This is a genomic window from Micromonospora sp. I033, from assembly GCF_053890995.1.
On the sequence record NZ_JBSSLX010000063.1, the window covers coordinates 1 to 18,508 of the forward strand.

General features: G+C 72.9%; 19 protein-coding genes. 1 reads left to right on the top strand and 18 read right to left on the bottom strand.

The window, feature by feature from the left end; all coding sequences use genetic code 11:
* The 14 genes from ACW0Q9_RS13400 to pyrR all read right to left on the bottom strand — a co-directional run.
* Positions 1 to 248: primosomal protein N' family DNA-binding protein (locus ACW0Q9_RS13400; RefSeq protein WP_456181103.1), on the bottom strand; the 248-nt coding region annotated here is incomplete at its 3' end.
* A 59-nt stretch (positions 249 to 307) separates the two neighbouring features.
* A complete protein-coding gene (metK, locus tag ACW0Q9_RS13405) occupies positions 308 to 1,498 on the bottom strand; it encodes a methionine adenosyltransferase (protein WP_255509956.1) in 1,191 nt (396 codons plus the stop codon).
* Between the two features lie 98 nt (positions 1,499 to 1,596).
* Positions 1,597 to 2,805 (bottom strand): bifunctional phosphopantothenoylcysteine decarboxylase/phosphopantothenate--cysteine ligase CoaBC, encoded by a 1,209-nt coding sequence (gene coaBC, locus ACW0Q9_RS13410; protein ID WP_456181105.1) that lies wholly within the window; start codon positions 2,803 to 2,805, stop codon positions 1,597 to 1,599.
* Positions 2,806 to 2,820: 15 nt separating this feature from the next.
* Entirely contained in the window at positions 2,821 to 3,084 is a 264-nt protein-coding gene (gene rpoZ / locus ACW0Q9_RS13415; protein WP_007075826.1) for a DNA-directed RNA polymerase subunit omega, read from the bottom strand.
* Between the two features lie 44 nt (positions 3,085 to 3,128).
* Positions 3,129 to 3,662 carry a guanylate kinase gene (locus tag ACW0Q9_RS13420; protein ID WP_456181108.1) on the bottom strand — a complete coding sequence of 178 codons (534 nt, stop codon included), beginning with the start codon at positions 3,660 to 3,662 and terminating at the stop codon, positions 3,129 to 3,131.
* A 25-nt stretch (positions 3,663 to 3,687) separates the two neighbouring features.
* Entirely contained in the window at positions 3,688 to 4,005 is a 318-nt protein-coding gene (gene mihF, locus ACW0Q9_RS13425; protein ID WP_013285515.1) for an integration host factor, actinobacterial type, read from the bottom strand.
* A gap of 179 nt (positions 4,006 to 4,184) precedes the next feature.
* Entirely contained in the window at positions 4,185 to 5,021 is an 837-nt protein-coding gene (gene pyrF / locus ACW0Q9_RS13430) for an orotidine-5'-phosphate decarboxylase (protein ID WP_456181110.1), read from the bottom strand.
* A 147-nt stretch (positions 5,022 to 5,168) separates the two neighbouring features.
* Positions 5,169 to 6,443 carry an adenosylmethionine--8-amino-7-oxononanoate transaminase gene (locus tag ACW0Q9_RS13435; protein ID WP_456181112.1) on the bottom strand — a complete coding sequence of 425 codons (1,275 nt, stop codon included), beginning with the start codon at positions 6,441 to 6,443 and terminating at the stop codon, positions 5,169 to 5,171.
* A 93-nt stretch (positions 6,444 to 6,536) separates the two neighbouring features.
* A complete protein-coding gene (locus ACW0Q9_RS13440; protein ID WP_456181114.1) occupies positions 6,537 to 7,553 on the bottom strand; it encodes a quinone-dependent dihydroorotate dehydrogenase in 1,017 nt (338 codons plus the stop codon).
* Between the two features lie 94 nt (positions 7,554 to 7,647).
* Positions 7,648 to 10,995, bottom strand: a complete 3,348-nt coding sequence (carB, locus tag ACW0Q9_RS13445; RefSeq protein WP_456181116.1) for a carbamoyl-phosphate synthase large subunit — start codon at positions 10,993 to 10,995, stop codon at positions 7,648 to 7,650.
* Positions 10,988 to 12,133, bottom strand: coding sequence for a glutamine-hydrolyzing carbamoyl-phosphate synthase small subunit (carA, locus tag ACW0Q9_RS13450; protein WP_456181118.1), 1,146 nt, complete (start codon positions 12,131 to 12,133; stop codon positions 10,988 to 10,990). The genes carB and carA overlap by 8 nt, the downstream gene beginning before the upstream one ends.
* Positions 12,134 to 13,411: a dihydroorotase gene (locus ACW0Q9_RS13455; RefSeq protein WP_456181120.1), complete on the bottom strand. Its 1,278-nt coding sequence runs from the start codon at positions 13,409 to 13,411 to the stop codon at positions 12,134 to 12,136.
* The gene (locus tag ACW0Q9_RS13460; protein ID WP_456181122.1) at positions 13,408 to 14,334 is read right to left on the bottom strand and encodes an aspartate carbamoyltransferase catalytic subunit; all 927 of its coding nucleotides are present in this window, start codon (positions 14,332 to 14,334) and stop codon (positions 13,408 to 13,410) included. Before ACW0Q9_RS13460 ends, ACW0Q9_RS13455 begins: the two co-directional genes overlap by 4 nt.
* Positions 14,331 to 14,912, bottom strand: a complete 582-nt coding sequence (pyrR, locus tag ACW0Q9_RS13465) for a bifunctional pyr operon transcriptional regulator/uracil phosphoribosyltransferase PyrR (RefSeq protein WP_456181124.1) — start codon at positions 14,910 to 14,912, stop codon at positions 14,331 to 14,333. The genes ACW0Q9_RS13460 and pyrR overlap by 4 nt, the downstream gene beginning before the upstream one ends.
* Before the next feature lie 284 nt (positions 14,913 to 15,196).
* Between pyrR and bldD the strand changes: the two genes are divergently transcribed.
* Positions 15,197 to 15,685: a transcriptional regulator BldD gene (bldD, locus tag ACW0Q9_RS13470; protein ID WP_013285505.1), complete on the top strand. Its 489-nt coding sequence runs from the start codon at positions 15,197 to 15,199 to the stop codon at positions 15,683 to 15,685.
* 67 nt (positions 15,686 to 15,752) lie between these two features.
* Here the strand turns inward: bldD and nusB are convergent, their stop codons facing one another.
* The 4 genes from nusB to aroB all read right to left on the bottom strand — a co-directional run bounded on the left by nusB (position 15,753) and on the right by aroB (position 18,376).
* Complete coding sequence (gene nusB, locus ACW0Q9_RS13475; protein ID WP_192579747.1) at positions 15,753 to 16,163, bottom strand: transcription antitermination factor NusB; 411 nt, start codon at positions 16,161 to 16,163, stop codon at positions 15,753 to 15,755.
* Between the two features lie 23 nt (positions 16,164 to 16,186).
* Positions 16,187 to 16,744 carry an elongation factor P gene (efp, locus tag ACW0Q9_RS13480; protein WP_456181127.1) on the bottom strand — a complete coding sequence of 186 codons (558 nt, stop codon included), beginning with the start codon at positions 16,742 to 16,744 and terminating at the stop codon, positions 16,187 to 16,189.
* 127 nt (positions 16,745 to 16,871) lie between these two features.
* Positions 16,872 to 17,303: a type II 3-dehydroquinate dehydratase gene (aroQ, locus tag ACW0Q9_RS13485; protein WP_456181129.1), complete on the bottom strand. Its 432-nt coding sequence runs from the start codon at positions 17,301 to 17,303 to the stop codon at positions 16,872 to 16,874.
* Positions 17,300 to 18,376, bottom strand: coding sequence for a 3-dehydroquinate synthase (gene aroB / locus ACW0Q9_RS13490; protein WP_456181131.1), 1,077 nt, complete (start codon positions 18,374 to 18,376; stop codon positions 17,300 to 17,302). Before aroB ends, aroQ begins: the two co-directional genes overlap by 4 nt.
* Positions 18,377 to 18,508 lie beyond the last annotated feature (132 nt).

Sequence of the window (18,508 nt, forward strand, 5' to 3'; positions counted from 1 at the left end):
TAGCGGTCGGCGACCGCGCGGGCCAGTTCGGCCACCTCGGGCGCCAGGACGGGCACCGGGGAGACGACCTTCTCCAGGTACGCCAGCCGGGGGTGCGCGGACTCCGCGACCCGCTCCAGCAGCCAGCCGTCGACGAGCTGCCCGGCGAAGCGGACCTTCACCCGCACCCCGGGCCGGGCGTCGGCGTCCAGGGTGTCGGGCACGAGGTAGTCGAAGGGGCGGTCGAGGTGCGGCAGGGGCACGTCCACGCAGACGCGAGCGACCGGCGACCCCTCGGCGGGTCGCCGGTCGCCTCGCCTGGTGCCGGTCAGGCTCCCGCGGCCGACTTGAGGTCGGCGGCCCGGTCGGTGCTCTCCCAGGTCAGGTCCGGCAGCTCCCGGCCGAAGTGGCCGTAGGCGGCGGTCTGCTGGTAGATCGGGCGGAGCAGGTTGAGATCCCGGATGATGGCGGCCGGGCGCAGGTCGAAGACCTCGGCGACGGCCTTCTCGATCGAGGCGACCGGCACGGTCTCGGTGCCGAAGGTCTCGATGAACAGGCTCACCGGGTGGGCCTTGCCGATCGCGTACGCGACCTGCGCCTCGCAACGCTCGGCCAGGCCGGCGGCGACCACGTTCTTGGCCACCCAGCGCATCGCGTACGCGGCGGAGCGGTCCACCTTGGACGGGTCCTTGCCGGAGAACGCGCCGCCGCCGTGCCGGGCGTAGCCGCCGTAGGTGTCGACGATGATCTTCCGGCCGGTGAGGCCGGCGTCGCCCATCGGGCCGCCGATCTCGAAACGCCCGGTCGGGTTGACCAGCAGCCGGTAGCCCTCGGTGTCCAGGCCGAGGCCCTCCAGCTCGGGGGTGATGACGTGGTCGCGGACGTCCGGGGTGAGCAGCGACTCGAGCGAGATGTCGGCCGCGTGCTGGCTGGAGACCACGACGGTGTCGAGCCGGACCGGGCGCAGCCCGTCGTACTCGATGGTCACCTGGGTCTTGCCGTCCGGCCGCAGGTAGGGGATCGTGCCGTCCTTGCGCACCTGGGCGAGGCGGCGGGCCAGCCGGTGGGCGAGCGCGATCGGCAGCGGCATCAGCTCGGGCGTCTCGGAGCAGGCGAAGCCGAACATCATGCCCTGGTCGCCGGCGCCCTGCGCGTCGAGCGCGCTCTCCGACGAGCCGGTACGCAGCTCGAACGCGTTGTCCACGCCCTGCGCGATGTCGGGCGACTGGGCGCCGATGGAGACGCTCACGCCGCAGGAGGCGCCGTCGAAGCCCTTCTTCGACGAGTCGTAGCCGATCGACAGGATGGTGTCCCGCACGATGGTCGGGATGTCGGCGTACGCCTTCGTGGTCACCTCGCCGGCGACGTGCACCTGGCCGGTGGTGATCAGGGTCTCGACCGCGACCCGGCTGTGCGGGTCCTGGGCGAGCAGTGCGTCGAGAATGCCGTCACTGATCTGGTCGGCGATCTTGTCCGGGTGGCCTTCCGTGACCGATTCGGACGTGAAGAGACGTGTCACGGCACTCCTAAGCATGTGAAGACTTTTAAAGGTCGCTCGGCGGCAGTTTAGTCACCGTGCTCCCAGCGTGACCCGGGGAACCGGGGAGTGACCAACCCTCAGGACCGCTCCCGCAACCGGGCGACCACGAGGTCCCAGACGGCGTCGGCCAGGTCCTCCTTCGGCTGCTCGGGCATCCGGTGCACCGACCCGTCCGCCCCGATCACCGTGGCGGCGTTGGTCTCGGCCCCGAAGACCTTGTCCACCCCGACCTCGTTGATCACGATGAGGTCGGCGCGCTTGCGGGCGAGCTTGGCCCGGCCGTTGGCCTCGGCGTCGCCGGTCTCCGCGGCGAAGACCACCAGCACCTGCTCCGGCCGCCGGCGGCGGCCCAGCTCGGCCGCGATGTCCGGGTTGGTCACCAGCTCGATGGTGGGCGCGCTGCCGTCGTCCGACTTCTTGATCTTACCGGGCGCGTACGTCGCCGGACGGAAATCGGCGGGCGCGGCGGCCATCACGACGGCGTCCGCGTCGGCGGCCGCCTCCAGGGTCGCCTTGCGCAGGTCCTCGGTGCTGCCCACCCGGACCAGGTCCACGCCGGCCGGGTCGGCGAGCGCGACGTTGGCCGAGACCAGGGTGACCCGGGCGCCCCGGGCCACGGCGGCCCGGGCGAACGCGTAGCCCTGCTTGCCGGAGGAGCGGTTGCCGAGGAAGCGGACCGGGTCGAGCGGCTCGCGGGTGCCGCCGGCGGTGACCACCACGTGCCGGCCGGCCAGGTCGGCCGGGGCGGCGCCGCCGCGGGCCAGGGCCCGGCGGGCGACCGCGAAGATCTCGGCCGGGTCGGGCAACCGGCCCTTGCCGGTGTCCTTGCCGGTGAGCCGGCCGACCGCGGGCTCGATCACCAGGACGCCGCGGGACCGCAGGGTCGCCACGTTGGCGACGGTGGCCGGGTGCTCCCACATCTCGGTGTGCATGGCCGGCGCCAGCACCACCGGGCAACGCGCCGTCAGCAGGGTGTTGGTGAGCAGGTCGTCGGCGAGGCCGTGGGCGGCCTTGGCGAGCAGGTCGGCGGTGGTGGGCACCACCACGACCAGGTCGGCGTGCTGCCCGAGACGGACGTGCGGCACCTCGTGCACGTCGGACCAGACGTCGTCGGCGACCGGCTGGCCGGAGAGCGCGGCCCAGGTCGGCGCCCCGACGAAACGGAGCGCCGACCCGGTCGGCACGACCCGGACCCGGTGACCCGACTCAGTGAAGAGCCGGAGCAGCTCACACGCCTTGTAGGCGGCGATGCCGCCACCGACCCCGAGGACGATCTCGGCGGCCATCGGCGCGGGCGGGGCTTACGGCTGGTCGGTCGGCTCGGCGGTGAGCAGACCCGCGTTGATCTCGCGCATGGCGATGGAGAGCGGCTTCTCCTGGGGGGTGGTCTCCACCAGCGGGCCGACGTACTCCAGCAGGCCCTCGCCGAGCTGGCTGTAGTAGGCGTTGACCTGGCGCGCGCGCTTGGCGGCGAAGATGACCAGCGCGTACTTCGAGGTGGTCTTCTCGAGGAGCTCGTCGATCGGCGGGTTGGTGATGCCCTCGGGGTTGGCGATGGATCCCACGAATAACCTCTGCGTCTTTGTGCCCGCCCGGAGGCGGTGGCCGCTCAACCGCTCGGGCGCGGTCGGGCCGGAGCCAGGAAGGAAGAACCGAGCAAGCCTACCAGCTCCTCGGCCGCACGCTCGGTCCGGTCGTGCAGCACGGCGTGTGCGAAGGCGGCCGCGAGGGCCGGGTCCGGCCGGTACGCCGGCGGGCAGAGCAGCACCAGCCGCGCGTCCGGCACCACGGCCCGGACGGCGAGCGCGCCGGGCAGGTCGAGCGGAAGCAGCACCGGCCGCCCCTCGGCGAGCCGGGACCGCACGCCGGCGCGCGGCACCCCCCGCCGGTGCGGCCCGATCCGGCTCCACTCCAGCAGCTCGTCGGCCGCCACCATGCGGTCGAAGCCGGCCGGGTCGAGGAAGAGCCGGTCGACGCCGTCCACCTCGCCGGGACAGGCCGGCCGGGTGGTCGCGGCGACCGGCACCCACACGGACGGAAAGCGCGCCCGGACCAGCTCGACGACACTCCCCCTGCCGGCCCCCGAAGGTCCGGCCAGGACAGTGAGCCGAGCCGCCGGGCGCGCCTCGTCATCCGTGCTCACCGCTTGTTTCTACACGGTGGGCCGTTCAGTTGGCGGCGAACTCTCCAAGCAGCGCCTTGCGCTGCTGCTCGCCCAGGCCACGCAGCCGGCGGCTGTCGGCGATCTTGAGCTTCTCCATGATCTGGGTGGCCCGGATCTTGCCGATGCCCGGCATCGCCTGGAGCACGGCCGAAACCTTCAGCTTGCCCACGACGTCGTCGGACTCGGCCCGCTCGAGGACGGTGGCGAGGGTGGTCTTGCCCTGCTTGAGCTGCTCCTTCAGCTCAGCACGGGCCTTGCGGATCTCCGCGGCCTTCTCCAGCGCGGCAGCGCGCTGCTCGGGGGTCAGTGACGGGAGCGGCACCAGTTCTCCTCAGGTCCCTAGTACGACGGGCGGGGCGCACCGCCGCATCTGTGAAACGTGGTGTCGCTGGCAACCAAAGGGGTCCGTGGTTCCCAGCGCGGGGAAAACTAGCGGTCAACGGAGTTTTCGGCAACGTGGACGCGCGAAGATCAACGGAAAGTGACCGAGCCGTCAGTCAGTCAGGCGGTGGTCAGGGCGGCCCGGCACTCGGCCAGCACCCGGTCCGTGCCGGCCCGCAGGGCGGCCTCGTCCGGCCCGGCGCCCAGCACCTCACGCGAGTAGGACGGGAGCACCGAGGGCAGGCTGGAGCCGAAGACGGTACGCAGGTCGGCGGCCGTCGCGCCCTGCGCGCCCAGCCCCGGTGCGAGCAGCGGGCCGTTCACCGCGGCGAGGTCGTGGCCGGTGTCGCCGATCGTCGCGCCGACCACCAGCCCGAAGCTGCCGAGGGGTTCGGCACCCCGGTTGAGCTGGGAAATCTCGTCGATGACGGTCTGCGCCACGGTGCGCCCGTCGGCCCCGACGGCGCGCTGCACGGCGGCGCCCTCGGGGTTCGAGGTGAGCGCCAGGACGAACACGCCGCCGCCGTGCGCGGCCGCCAGCTCGAACATCGGCGCCAGCGAACCGACCCCCAGGTAGGGGCTCGCGGTGACCGCGTCGACATACAGCGGGCTGGATGGATCGAGGTACGCCGAGGCGTACGCGCTCACCGTCGAGCCGATGTCGCCGCGCTTGACGTCGAGGAGAACGAGCGAGCCCGAATTTCGCAACTGTCGGATAGTTGACTCAAGGATTCCGACACCCCGGGCCCCGAAGCGCTCGAAGAACGCCGACTGGGGCTTGACCACGGCCACCCGGTCGCCGATGGCCTCCACCACGATCCGGCAGAACCGGTCGAGGCCCTCGACGTCGTCGGGCAGGCCCCAGCGGGCCAGCAGTCCGGGGTGCGGGTCGATCCCCACGCAGAGCGGTCCCCGCTCGACCACGGCCCGGTGCAGGCGGGCGCCGAAGCTTTCCATCGCGACTCTCCCTCTCCTCGCGCGGGCTCGCGCCGCGCTGTCCGCGGCGGGCACGCCGCCGCTCGTGGTCCTGTCCCCCGGCCGCCGCGCGACGGCCGGACCGTCCTGTCACCACCGGACGCCGGTCGCCGGTGGCCTCCCGCCGGCTCAGCCGGCCTTGACCGCCGCCTCGACACCGGCCGCGATCCGGGCCACGTCCGCCTCGTCGGTGACGTACGGGGGCATGGTGTAGACCAGGTCCCGGAACGGCCGCAGCCAGACGCCCTGCGCGACCGCGGCGGCGGTCGCCCGGGGGATGTCCACCTCGTGGTCGAGCTGGACCACGCCGATCGCGCCGAGCACCCGCACGTCGGCCACCCCGGGGGTGCCGCGCAGCGGCTCCAGGCCGGCCCGCAGCCCTTCGGCGATGCCCGCCACCCGGCCGGCCCAGTCCCCGCTCCGCAGCAGGCCCAGGGAGGCGTTGGCGACCGCGCAGGCGAGCGGGTTGCCCATGAAGGTCGGGCCGTGCGCCAGCACCCCGTCGGCGGAGATGGCCCGGGCCACCTCGGGGGTGCAGAGCGCCGCGGCCAGGGTGAGGTAGCCGCCGGTGAGCGCCTTGCCGACGCAGAGCACGTCCGGGGCGACCCCGGCGTGCTCGCCGGCGAACATGGTGCCCGTCCGGCCGAAGCCGGTGGCGATCTCGTCGAAGACCAGCAGAATGCCGTGCGCCCGGGTCACCTCGCGCAGCACCCGCAGGTAGTGCGGATTGTGGAAGCGCATCCCGCCGGCGCCCTGCACCACCGGCTCGACGATCACCGCGGCCAGCTCGCCGGCGTGCCGCTCCACCGCCTCCACCAGCGCCGCCTCGTACGCCGGGTCGGGCGGGGTGTCGACGCCGGCCGGCGGCAGCGGCGCGAACACCTGCCGGGGCAGGACGTCCCCCCAGAGGTGGTGCATCCCGCCCTCCGGGTCGCAGACGCTCATCGGGTGGAACGTGTCGCCGTGGTAGCCGCCCCGCCAGGTGCCCAGCCGGCGGCGTTCCGGCCGCCCCAGGGCCCGCTGGTACTGCAGGCACATCTTCACCGCCACCTCGACGCTGACCGAGCCGGAGTCGGCCAGGAAGACGTGCTCCAGGCCGTCCGGGGACAGCTCGACCAGAGTGCGCGCGAGGCGTACCGCGGGCTCGTGGGTGAGGCCGCCGAACATCACGTGGCTCATCCGGCCGAGCTGGTCGGTCACCGCGGCGTCCAGCACCGGGTGCCGGTAGCCGTGGATCGCCGCCCACCAGGACGACATCCCGTCGACAAGTTCCCGGCCATCGGCCAGCCGCAACCGCACGCCCTCGGCACTGTCCACCACGTACGGCGGATTGGCCGGCGGCAGGGCCGCGTACGGGTGCCAGACGTGCCGCCGGTCGGCGGCGAGGATCTCCTCGGGCGTCACGGTTCTCCTTCGTGGTGTGCGCGCGGTTCCGACAACTCCAGCTCGGCGCGTCTGCCGCCGCGCCGCGACCTGGAGTCGTCGTCCGGCGGCCGGTCAGCGTCGCGCGGCCGCCCGGGCCACCGACCGGACCAGGGCCGGGCCCCGGTAGATGAAACCGGTGTACAGCTGGACGAGGCTCGCGCCGGCGTCGAACATCCGGGCCGCGTCGTCCGGGTCGAGGATGCCGCCGACACCGATCACCGGCAGCCGGCCGCCGGTCTCCCGGTGCACGAACGCGACCACCTCGCGGGCCCGCTCGCCCAGCGGGCGGCCGGAGAGGCCGCCGGTCTCCGCGCCCCGCGCCCGGTCGGCCGGGGCGAGCCCGTCCCGGGCCAGGGTGGTGTTGGTGGCGATCACCCCGGCCGCGCCGCGATCGAGGCAGACCTCCAGCAGTTCGGCGACGGCCGGCTCGGTGAGGTCGGGGGCGATCTTCACGAGCACCGGCTTCTCCCCCACCAGCGCCGCGAGGAGCGCGTCCAGGTGGGACCGGTCCTGAAGGGACCGCAGGCCGGGGGTGTTCGGTGAGGACACGTTGACCGCGAAGTAGTCCCCGTGCCCCTTCAGCGCCCGGTAGGAGGCCAGGTAGTCCTCGACGGCCTCGTCCAGCGGGGTCACCTTGGACTTGCCGAGCGAGATGCCCAGCGGCACGCCGAGCGGGCGCGGCAGCGCCGCCAGCCGGACCGCGAGGGCCTCGGCGCCGGCGTTGTTGAAGCCCATCCGGTTGACCACGGCCTCGCTGTCGCGCAGCCGGAACAGCCGCGGCCGGGGGTTGCCCGGCTGGGCGTGGGCGGTCACCGTGCCGACCTCGACGAAACCGAAGCCCAGCGCCGGCCAGGCCGGCAGCGCCACCCCGTTCTTGTCCATCCCGGCCGCCAACCCGACCGGATTGGGGAAGTCCACCCCGAACACGGTCCGCGGCGCGGCACGGAAGTACCGCGCCCGCAGCGCGCCGAGGAGAGCCGCCCGCCGGGACACCCCGGCGAGCCGCTCCAACGTCCACTCGTGCGCCACCTCGGCGTCCCCGCCCCCGATCCGGAACAACCGAGGCCGCACCACCTTCTCGAAGATCACTCGCCCACCACCCCGGCTGCGGTGATCATGAGGTTGACGGCGAAGTCGATCTCCTCGACCGCCGCCAACCTCATGATCGTCGGGGTCGGGCCGCTCACTCGCCGGCCCGGAGAGCGGCGTGGAGCTCCTGGAGGGGGCGGACCCGCATGTCGCCCCGGATGCGTGCCTCGATGCCCATCACCGCCGCCGCGGCGCCGGGCACCGTGGTGACGCAGGGGATGTCGGCCGTCACGGCGGCGCTGCGGATCTCGTAGCCGTCGGAGCGGGCGCTCGCGCCGGAGCCCTGCGGGGTGTTCACCACCAGGGCCACGTCGCCGCCGAGGATCAGCGAGACCGCGTCCTCGCCCTCGCCCGACTCGTAGTGCTTGCGGATCTGCTCGCAGGCGATGCCGTGCCGGCGCAGCACCTCGGCCGTGCCGGTGGTGGCCACGATCTCGAAGCCCAGGTCGGCCAGGCGCTTGATCGGGAAGATCATGCCGCGCTTGTCCCGGTTGGCCACCGAGACGAAGATCTTCCCGGCGGTCGGCAGCGACCCGTACGCGGCGGACTGCGACTTGGCGAAGGCGTGCCCGAAGTTGGTGTCGATGCCCATCACCTCGCCGGTGGACTTCATCTCCGGGCCGAGCAGGACGTCGATGCCCTTGCCGGACGGGGTGCGGAACCGCTTGAACGGCAGCACCGCCTCCTTGACCGCGATCGGGGCGTCGGCGGGCATCGTCCCGCCGTCCCCGGTGGGCGGCAGCATCCCCTCGGCGCGCAGCTCGGCGATGGTGGCGCCGAGCGCGATCCGGGCCGCCGCCTTGGCCAGCGGCACCGCGGTGGCCTTGGAGACGAACGGGACCGTCCGGGAGGCGCGCGGGTTGGCCTCCAGCACGTACAGCGTGTCGCCCTGGAGCGCGTACTGGACGTTGAGCAGGCCCTTCACCCCGACGCCGCGGGCGATCTCCTCGGTGTAGCGGCGCACCTCGGCAAGGTGGGAGCCGGCGAGCGTGATGGGCGGCAGCGCACAGGAGGAGTCGCCGGAGTGGATGCCGGCCTCCTCGATGTGCTCCATGACGCCGCCCAGGTAGACCGCGCCGTCGGCGTCGACCAGGGCGTCCACGTCGATCTCGATGGCGTCGTCGAGGAAGCGGTCCACCAGCACCGGGTGGTCCGGCGAGATGTCGGTGGCCCGGCCGATGTAGTCGCGCAGGGTGGCGTCGTCGTAGACGATCTCCATGCCCCGCCCGCCGAGCACGTACGACGGCCGGACCAGCACCGGGTACCCGATCTCGTCGGCGATCGCCTTGGCCTCCTCGTAGGAGGTGGCCATGCCGTGCGCCGGGGCACGCAGCCCGGCCCGGGACAGCACCGCGCCGAACGCGCCGCGCTCCTCGGCCAGGTGGATCGACTCCGGGGAGGTGCCGACGATCGGCACGCCGGCGTTCTTGAGCCGCTGGGCCAGGCCGAGCGGGGTCTGCCCGCCGAGCTGCACGACCACCCCGACCACGCCGGGGCCGCCGGCCGCCTTGCCGGAGGAGTCCTCGGCGTGCCAGACCTCCAGCACGTCCTCGAAGGTGAGCGGCTCGAAGTAGAGCCGGTCGGCGGTGTCGTAGTCGGTGGAGACGGTCTCCGGGTTGCAGTTGACCATGACGGTCTCGTAGCCGACCTCGCGGAGCGCCATGACGGCGTGCACGCAGGAGTAGTCGAACTCGATGCCCTGCCCGATCCGGTTCGGCCCGGAGCCCAGGATGAGCACCTTGGGCCGGTCCGAGGGCCCGACCTCGGTCTCCTGGTCGTACGTCGAGTAGTGGTACGGCGTGGTCGCCTCGAACTCGGCCGCGCAGGTGTCGACCGTCTTGTAGACCGGGCGGACCCCGAGCCGGTGGCGCAGGGTGCGGACGCCGTCCTCGGCGGCCAGCTCGGGGCGGAGCGCGGCGAGCTGCCGGTCGGAGAGGCCGGCCCGCTTGGCCCGGCGCAGCAGGTCGGCGTCGAGCACCGGGGCGTCGACGATCTCGGCGCGCAGCTCCACCAGCGCGGCCATCTGGTCCAGGAACCAGGGGTCCATCCCGCCGGACGCCTCGGCCACCTCGGCGATCGAGGCGCCCAGCCGCAGCGCCCGCTCGACCGTGTAGATCCGGCCGTCGTGCGGCATCCGCAGCGCGGCGAGGGTGTTCTCCTTCGTCGCGCCCTCGGGGTCCGGCAGGGTCCAGAAGCCACCGGCCTTGGTTTCCATCGAGCGCATCGCCTTGTTCAGCGCCTCGGTGAAGTTGCGCCCGAGGCTCATGGCCTCGCCGACCGACTTCATGGTGGTGGTCAGCTCCGGGTCCGCGCCGGGGAACTTCTCGAACGCGAACCGCGGGATCTTCACCACCACGTAGTCCAGGGTCGGCTCGAACGCCGCCGGGGTCTTCAGGGTGATGTCGTTGGGAATCTCGTCGAGGGTGTAGCCGATGGCCAGCTTCGCGGCGATCTTGGCGATCGGGAAGCCGGTGGCCTTCGACGCGAGGGCCGAGGAGCGGGACACCCGCGGGTTCATCTCGATCACGACGATCCGGCCGTCGGCCGGGTTCACCGCGAACTGGATGTTGCAGCCGCCGGTGTCGACCCCGACCTCGCGGAGCACCGCGATGCCCAGGTCGCGCAGGCGCTGGTACTCCCGGTCGGTGAGCGTCATGGCCGGCGCGACGGTGACGCTGTCGCCGGTGTGCACGCCCATCGGGTCGACGTTCTCGATCGAGCAGACCACCACCACGTTGTCGTGGCGGTCGCGCATCAGTTCGAGCTCGTACTCCTTCCAGCCGAGCACGCTCTCCTCGATGAGCACCTCGTGCACCGGGCTGGCGGCCAGACCGGCGCCGGCGATCCGCTCCAGGTCCTCGTCGGTGTGCGCCATGCCGGAGCCGAGGCCGCCCATGGTGAACGACGGCCGGATGACCACCGGCAGGCCGAGCTCGCCGACGGTCGCGCGGACCTCGTCCATCGAGTGGCAGACCCGGGAGCGGGGCACCAGCGACGTCGGGTCGTCCAGGCCGAGGCGTACGCCGGCCTTGGCGACGATGTCCTTGAACAGCTGCCGGTCCTCGCCCCGGTTGATGGCGTCGATGTTGGCGCCGATCAGCTCGACGCCGTACTTCTCCAGGACGCCGGCCTCGTGCAGGGCGACCGCGGTGTTCAGCGCGGTCTGCCCGCCCAGGGTGGGCAGCAGCGCGTCGGGGCGCTCCTTGGCGATGACCAGCTCGACGAACTCCGGGGTGATCGGCTCGACGTAGGTGGCGTCGGCGAACTCCGGGTCGGTCATGATCGTCGCCGGGTTGGAGTTGACCAGGCTGACCCGGATCCCCTCGCTGCGCAGCACCCGGCAGGCCTGCGTGCCGGAGTAGTCGAACTCGCAGGCCTGGCCGATGACGATCGGCCCGGAGCCGATCACGAGGACGTGCTTGAGGTCGGTCCGCTTAGGCATCCTTGCGCCCTTCGATCAGCTCGGCGAAACGGTCGAAGAGGTAGTCCGCGTCGTGCGGGCCGGCCGCCGCCTCCGGGTGGTACTGGACGGTGAAGGCGGGCACGTCCTTGGCCCGCAGCCCCTCGACCACGTTGTCATTGAGGCAGACATGGGACACCTGGACGCCGCCGAACTCGGTCTCGATCACCTGGTCGGGGACGACCGCGCCGGCCTGCGCGCCCGGCACCTGGACCGCGAAGCCGTGGTTGTGGCTGGTCACCTCGACCTTGCCGGTGGCCCGGTCGAGCACCGGCTGGTTGATGCCGCGGTGGCCGTAGCCGAGCTTGTAGGTGCCGAAGCCGAGCGCCCGGCCGAGGATCTGGCTGCCGAAGCAGATGCCGAACAGCGGGATCCGCCGGCCCAGCACCTCCCGGGCCAGCGCGACCGGGCCCTCGGCGGTGGCCGGGTCGCCCGGCCCGGGCGAGAAGAAGACGGCGTCCGCGCCGGTGGCCAGCAGGTCCTCGATGGAGGAACCGGCCGGCAGCACGTGGGTGGTGACGCCGCGGGAGGCGAGCCGGCGCGGCACGTTGCGCTTGATGCCCAGGTCCAGCGCCGCCACCGTGAACCGGTGCTCGCCCTGCGCCTGCACCACGTACGGCTCGGCGGTGGTCACCTCCGCGGAGAGGTCCGCGCCGACCATCTGCGGCGCACGGCGGACCCGGTCGAGCAGCGCCGCCGGGTCGTCGTCGACGCTGGAGATGCCGACCCGCATGGCGCCGCGCTCGCGCAGGTGCCGGGTGAGCGCCCGGGTGTCCACGCCGCTGATGCCGACCACGCCCTCGGCGGCCAACCGGTCCTCCAGGCCACCGGTGGCCCGCCAGTTGGAGCCGATCCGGGCCGGGTCGCGCACCACGTAGCCGGCCACCCAGATCCGGCCGGACTCGTCGTCCTCGCCGTTGACGCCGGTGTTGCCGATGTGCGGCGCGGTCTGCACCACCACCTGACGGTGGTAGGAGGGGTCGGTGAGGGTCTCCTGGTAGCCGGTCATGCCGGTGTTGAAGACGGCCTCACCGAAGGTCTCCCCGACGCTGCCGTACGCCTCGCCGTGGAACGTGCGCCCGTCCTCCAGGACGAGGATCGCGCTTCTGCGCTTCGCCATTTACTTGACAGCCTTTCCGTCCAGGACCGTCGGCTCGCCGCGCAGGAAGGTCGCCACGATGCGACCCGGCAGCGTCATGCGGGCGTACGGGGTGTTGCGACTGCGACTGGCCAGCTCCGCCGGCTCGACGACGCGGCGGGCCGCCGGGTCGACAAGGGTCAGGTTGGCCGGCACGCCGGGGGCCGGGTCGAGACCGTGGGAGTCCAGCCCGGCGATCCGGGCCGGGGCGCGGGACATCCGCTCGGCGATCAGGTCCCACTGCGGCCCGAGCACGTCCAGCGCGATGGAGAGCGCCGTCTCCAGGCCGAGCATGCCCGGCCGGGCGTACGCCCACTCGCACTCCTTGTCCTCCACGGCGTGCGGCGCGTGGTCGGTGGCGACGATGTCGATCACGCCCTCGGCCAGGGCGGCCCGGAGCGCGGCGACGTCGGCGGCGGTGCGCAGCGGCGGGTTGACCTTGTAGACCGGGTCGTAGGTGGCCGCCTTCTCGTCGGTGAGCAGCAGGTGGTGCGGGGTCACCTCGGCGGTGACCTTCACCCCGCGCGCCTTGGCGTGCCGCAGCACCTCGACGCTGCCGGCCGTGGAGACGTGGCAGATGTGCAGTCGGCTGCCGACGTGCTCGGCGAGCAGCACGTCGCGGGCGATGATCGCCTCCTCGGCGACCGCCGGCCAGCCGGTCAGCCCGAGGCGGGTGGAGACCTCGCCCTCGTGCATCTGCGCGCCCTCGGTGAGCCGGGGCTCCTCGGCGTGCTGGGCGACCACCCCGTCGAACGCCTTGACGTACTCCAGGGCCCGGCGCATCAGCTTCGGGTCGGCGACGCAGTGCCCGTCGTCGGAGAAGATCCGCACCCGGGCCGCCGAGTCGGCCATCGCGCCCAGTTCGGCCAGGCGCTCGCCGGCCAGGCCGACGGTGACCGCGCCGATCGGCTGCACGTCGACCAGCCCGGCCTCGCGGCCGAGCCGCCAGACCTGCTCGACCACGCCGGCCGTGTCGGCCACCGGCGAGGTGTTCGCCATGGCGCAGACCGCCGTGTAGCCGCCGAGCGCGGCGGCCCGGGAGCCGGACTCGACGGTCTCGGCGTCCTCCCGGCCCGGCTCGCGCAGGTGGGTGTGCAGGTCGACCAGGCCGGGCAGGGCCACCAGGCCGGTGGCGTCGAGCACCGTGGCGTCCGGCGCGGTCAGCCCGGCGCCGGTCTCGGCCACGACGCCGTCGCGGATCAGCAGGTCGGTCGGCGCGCCGCCGACCACACTCACGTTCCGGATCAGGTACGCGGTCACCGGTTGTTCCCTCCGAGCAGCAGGTAGAGGACGGCCATCCGCACGGAGACCCCGTTGGCGACCTGTTCGACGATGGTGGAGCGGGGCGAGTCGGCCACCTCGGGCGTGATCTCCATCCCCCGGTTCATCGGGCCGGGGTGCATGACGATCGCGTGCTCGGGCAGCCGGCGCATCCGCGGCCCGTCCAGCCCGTAGCGGCGGGCGTACTCGCGGGCCGAGGGGAAGTAGGAGTCGTTCATCCGCTCCCGCTGCACCCGCAGCATCATCACCACGTCCACACCGGGAAGAACGGTGTCGAGGTCGTAGGAGACGTCGGTGCCCGGGGCGAGCGCGTGCGGGATGTCGACCGGGATCAGGGTCGGCGGGCCGACCAGGGTGACCTTCGCGCCGAGGGTGGAGAGCAGCAGCACGTTGGAGCGGGCCACCCGGGAGTGCAGCACGTCGCCGACGATCGCCACGTGCAGGCCGTCCAGGCGGCCCAGCCGGGAGCGCATCGTGTAGGCGTCGAGCAGCGCCTGGGTGGGGTGCTCGTGGGTGCCGTCACCGGCGTTGACGACCGAACCGTCCACCCAGTTGGCCAGCCGGTGCGGGGCCCCGGAGGCCGGGTGCCGGACGACCACCGCGTCGGCCCCCATGGCCTGGAGGGTCAGCGCGGTGTCCTTCAGGCTCTCCCCCTTGGCCACGCTGGAACCCTTGGCGGAGAAGTTGATCACGTCGGCGCTGAGCCGCTTGGCGGCCGCCTCGAACGAGATGCGGGTCCGGGTGGAGTCCTCGTAGAAGAGGTTGACCACGGTGCGGCCGCGCAGCGCGGGCAGCTTCTTGACCTCGCGGCCGGCCACCGTCGCCATCTCGGCCGCGGTGTCCAGGATCTCGGTGGCGGTGGCCGCGTCCAGGTCGGCCCCGGACAGCAGGTGGCGGATCATGCGGCACCCCCGTAGAGCCGGACCTCGTCGGCGCCGTCGGTCTCGGCCAGGGTGACCTTGACCTTCTCGGCGAGCGCGGTGGGGATGTTCTTGCCGACGTAGTCGGCGCGGATCGGCAACTGGCGGTGCCCCCGGTCGACCAGGACGGCGAGCTGCACCGAGGCCGGGCGGCCGACGTCGCTGAGCGCGTCCAGGGCGGCCCGCACGGTGCGGCCGGAGAAGAGCACGTCGTCGACGAGGACGACCCGCCGGCCGTCGATCCCGCCCGGGGGCAGGTCGGTGGGGCCGACCGCGCGGGTGGCGTGCCGGCGCAGGTCGTCGCGGTAGAGCGTGATGTCGAGCACGCCGACCGGGACGGTCACGTCCTCGAAGGTGCTGATCCGGGCGGCGAGCCGCCGCGCGAGCGGGACGCCGCGGGTGGGGATGCCGAGCAGCACGGTGTCGGCGGCGCCCTGGGTCTTCTCCAGGATCTGGTGGGCGATGCGGTCGACCACCCGCGACACGTCGGCGGCGGCGAGGATCACCTTCACCGAGGGTTGTCGCGGCGGCGACGAGTGGGCAGCCGGTGGGTAGGCCACGGCGGACCTCCTTCCCCGCCTCACGGGACGGGTCGTTAAAGGACGTCTGGTTGACCGGGCGGGCCGCGGAGGGCCCGCGCCGGGGCTTCACGCCACGTTACCAGCGGTCACCGGGCCGGCCGCCGCCGGTCCTGACCAGCGGGTCAGCGTGGAGAAATGCGGACAAGCCGTACCCGGGCCCAACTGGGGTCGTCACGAACACTTGACCGCGTGTCGCAATCCCCGTACCGTCACGCTCCGTAGCGATAGCTGGGAGAACCCCGAGCAGCACTGGGAGTGTCCGAATGCCCTCTGAATACGCCAAGTCGCTGGGCGCCCGCCTGCGCTCCATCCGCCAGCAGCAGGGCCTGTCCCTGCAGGGGGTGGAGGAGAAGTCGAACGGGCGGTGGAAGGCCGTGGTGGTCGGCTCGTACGAGCGTGGCGACCGCGCCGTCACCGTGTCCCGCCTGGCGGAGCTGGCCGACTTCTACCGCGTTCCCGTCTCGGAGCTGCTGCCCGACGGCAGCGGGGTGCGCCACGAGCCGACCAGCAAGATCGTGCTGGACCTGGAGCGGCTCTACGACGAGGCCTCCGAGGACCTCGCCTACGTCGCCCGGTACGCCCGCGCCATCCAGCAGCAGCGCGGCGACTACAACGGCCGGGTGCTCTCCATCCGCGCCGACGACCTGCGCGCCCTCGCGATCGTCTACGACGCCTCGCCGTCGGGCCTGATCGAGCGGCTCACCGAGCACGGTGTGCTGGTCGCCGACCCGCGGGCGTTCTTCGCGTCCTGACCGACCGCTGTCGCACACAAAGGGCCCGTGCCGTCCGGCACGGGCCCTTTGTCGCGTACGGGGTGTTTCAGCGGGTGGCGTACTCGGCGATCCGGCCGAGGATGCCGTTGAGGAAGCGCGGCGAGTCGTCGGTCGACATCTGCCGGGCCAGCTCGACGGCCTCACTGATCGCCACCGCGTCGTCGATCTCGTCGACGTAGAGCAGCTCGTAGACCGCGATCCGGGCCAGGTTGCGGTCGACCGCCGGCATCCGGTCCAGCGTCCAGCCCTCGGCGTAGCTGGCGATCACCTCGTCGATCCGGTCCAGGTGCGCCGCGACGCCCTCGACCAGGCCGACCGCGTAGCCCACGTGCTCCGGGCGGGGCTTCTCGATCCGCTCCAGGTAGCCGGCGAGCACCTCGGCCGGGGGCCGGTCCCGCAGGTCGGCCTCGAAGAGCACGTCCAGCGCCCGCTTGCGCGCCTTGCGGCGCGCCGGCATCTGCTGCTTGGGACCCTCGGCCATCAGGCTCGGCCGAGGTAACGGCCGTCGCGGGTGTCGACCTTGATCTTCTCGCCGGTGGTGATGAAGAGCGGCACCTGGACGGTGGCGCCGGTCTCGACCGTGGCCGGCTTGTTGCCGCCGGTCGACCGGTCGCCCTGCAGGCCCGGCTCGGTGTAGGTGATCTCGAGCACGACCGAGGTCGGCAGCTCGATGTAGAGCGGCACACCCTCGTGGGTGGCGACGGTGGCCTCGGCCTCGGGGAGGAGGTAGTTGGCCGCCTCGCCGACGGTGCCGCCGGGGACGGTGATCTGGTCGAACGTCTCCAGGTCCATGAAGACGTAGTCCTCGCCGTCGGCGTAGAGGTACTGCATGGTGCGCTTGTCGACGGTGGCGGTGTCGACCTTGGTGCCCGCGTTGAAGGTCTTGTCGACCACCTTGCCGGACAGCACGTTCTTCAGCGTGGTACGCACGAACGCACCGCCCTTACCGGGCTTGACGTGCTGGAACTCGACGACGGCCCACAGCTCGCCGTCGAGGTTGAGTACCAGGCCGTTCTTGAGGTCGTTGGTGGAGGCCATTTCCTGCCTTGATCTTCAATTGGCGGACAGACCTACGAAGTCTACTAGCTGTGTCGAACCGGGTCCGCCGTGCTGAGCGCCGGCCACCGCCCGCCCGCCCCTGCACCCGCCCCGGACGTGCCGAACGTCACCGAACGCGGGCGGCCAGGTGGTGCAGGGCCAGACGGTAGCCGTCCACGCCGAGCCCGCAGATCACCCCGGTGGCCACCGCGGAGACCACGGAGTGGTGCCGGAACTCCTCCCGGGCGTGGATGTTGGAGATGTGCACCTCGACCAGGGGGCCGCGGAGCAGCGCGCAGGCGTCCCGGACGGCGATCGAGTAGTGCGACCAGGCGGCCGGGTTGAGCACCACCGCCGCGCCCTCGTCGGCCGCCGCGTGCAGCCAGCCCAGCAGCTCGTGCTCGGCGTCGGTCTGCCGGACCACCACGTCCAGCCCCAGCTCGCGGCCGGTGTCCTCGCACATGGTCACCAGGTCGGCGTAGCTGGTCACCCCGTAGACGTCGACCTGGCGGGTGCCGAGCCGGCCCAGGTTCGGCCCGTTGAGCACGTACACCCTCATGAGCTGATCTCCCGGTACGCCTCCGCCAGCAGCTCGTCCGGCGGGGCCTCCAGGATCGCCGGGCGGGCCAGGCCGTCCAGCACCACGAAGCGCAGCCGGTTGCCGCGGGCCTTCTTGTCCACCCGCATGGCGGCCAGCAGCTCCGGCCAGGCGTCGGCCCGGTAGCCGGTGGGCAGACCGAGCGTTGCCACCGCGGTCCGGTGCCGCTCCGCGGTGGCGGCGTCCAGCCGCCCGGCGAGCCGGGCCAGGGTGGCCGCGTAGACCAGGCCCACCGCGACGGCGTGACCGTGCCGCCAGCGGTAGCCCTCCACCTTCTCGATCGCGTGCGCGAGGGTGTGCCCGTAGTTGAGCACCTCACGCACCCCGGACTCCCGCAGGTCACCGGAGACCACGTCGGCCTTGACCCGCACGGCCCGTTCGACCAGCTCGCGGGTCACCGGCCCGGTCGGGTCCAGCGCGGCGGCCGGATCCCGCTCCACCAGGTCGAGGATCGCCGGGTCGGCGATGAACCCGCACTTGACCACCTCGGCCATCCCGGCGGCCAGGTCGGCCGGCGGCAGGCTGTCCAGCGTCGCCAGGTCGCAGATCACCCCGGCCGGCGGGTGGAAGGCGCCGACCAGGTTCTTGCCGGCGGCGGTGTTGATCCCGGTCTTGCCGCCGACGGCGGCGTCGACCATGCCCAGCAGCGAGGTCGCCACCGGCACCCAGCGCACCCCGCGCAGCCAGCTCGCCGCCACGAAGCCGGCCAGGTCGGTGACCGCGCCGCCGCCCACCCCGACCACGGCGTCGGTGCGGGTGAAGCCCGCCTCGCCGAGCCGGTCCCAGCAGTCGGCCGCCACGTCGATGTGTTTGCCCGCCTCGGCGTCCGGCACCTCGATGAGCAGCGGGGCGACCCCGGCCGTGCGGACCCGCTCGGCCAGCTCCCCGGCCAGCCCCTTGAGCGGTGGCGCGTGCAGGAAGGCCACCCGCTCGGCGCCGGGCAGCAGCCGGGGCGGCGGGTCGAGCAGGTCACGTCCCACCAGCACGTCGTACGGCCGCTCGCCGCCGACCGGGATCCGGGTCACCTCGTCCATCGCCGGCAGCCTAGTCGAGCGGGCGGCACCGGGGCGGCGAGTGTCCACTCCGTGGCCTTCGGGGCGTCACCGACGTTTGACCGCACGGGAGCGGGCAGTAACTGGGGGACGAGAGCCCCGGACGGCGGAGGT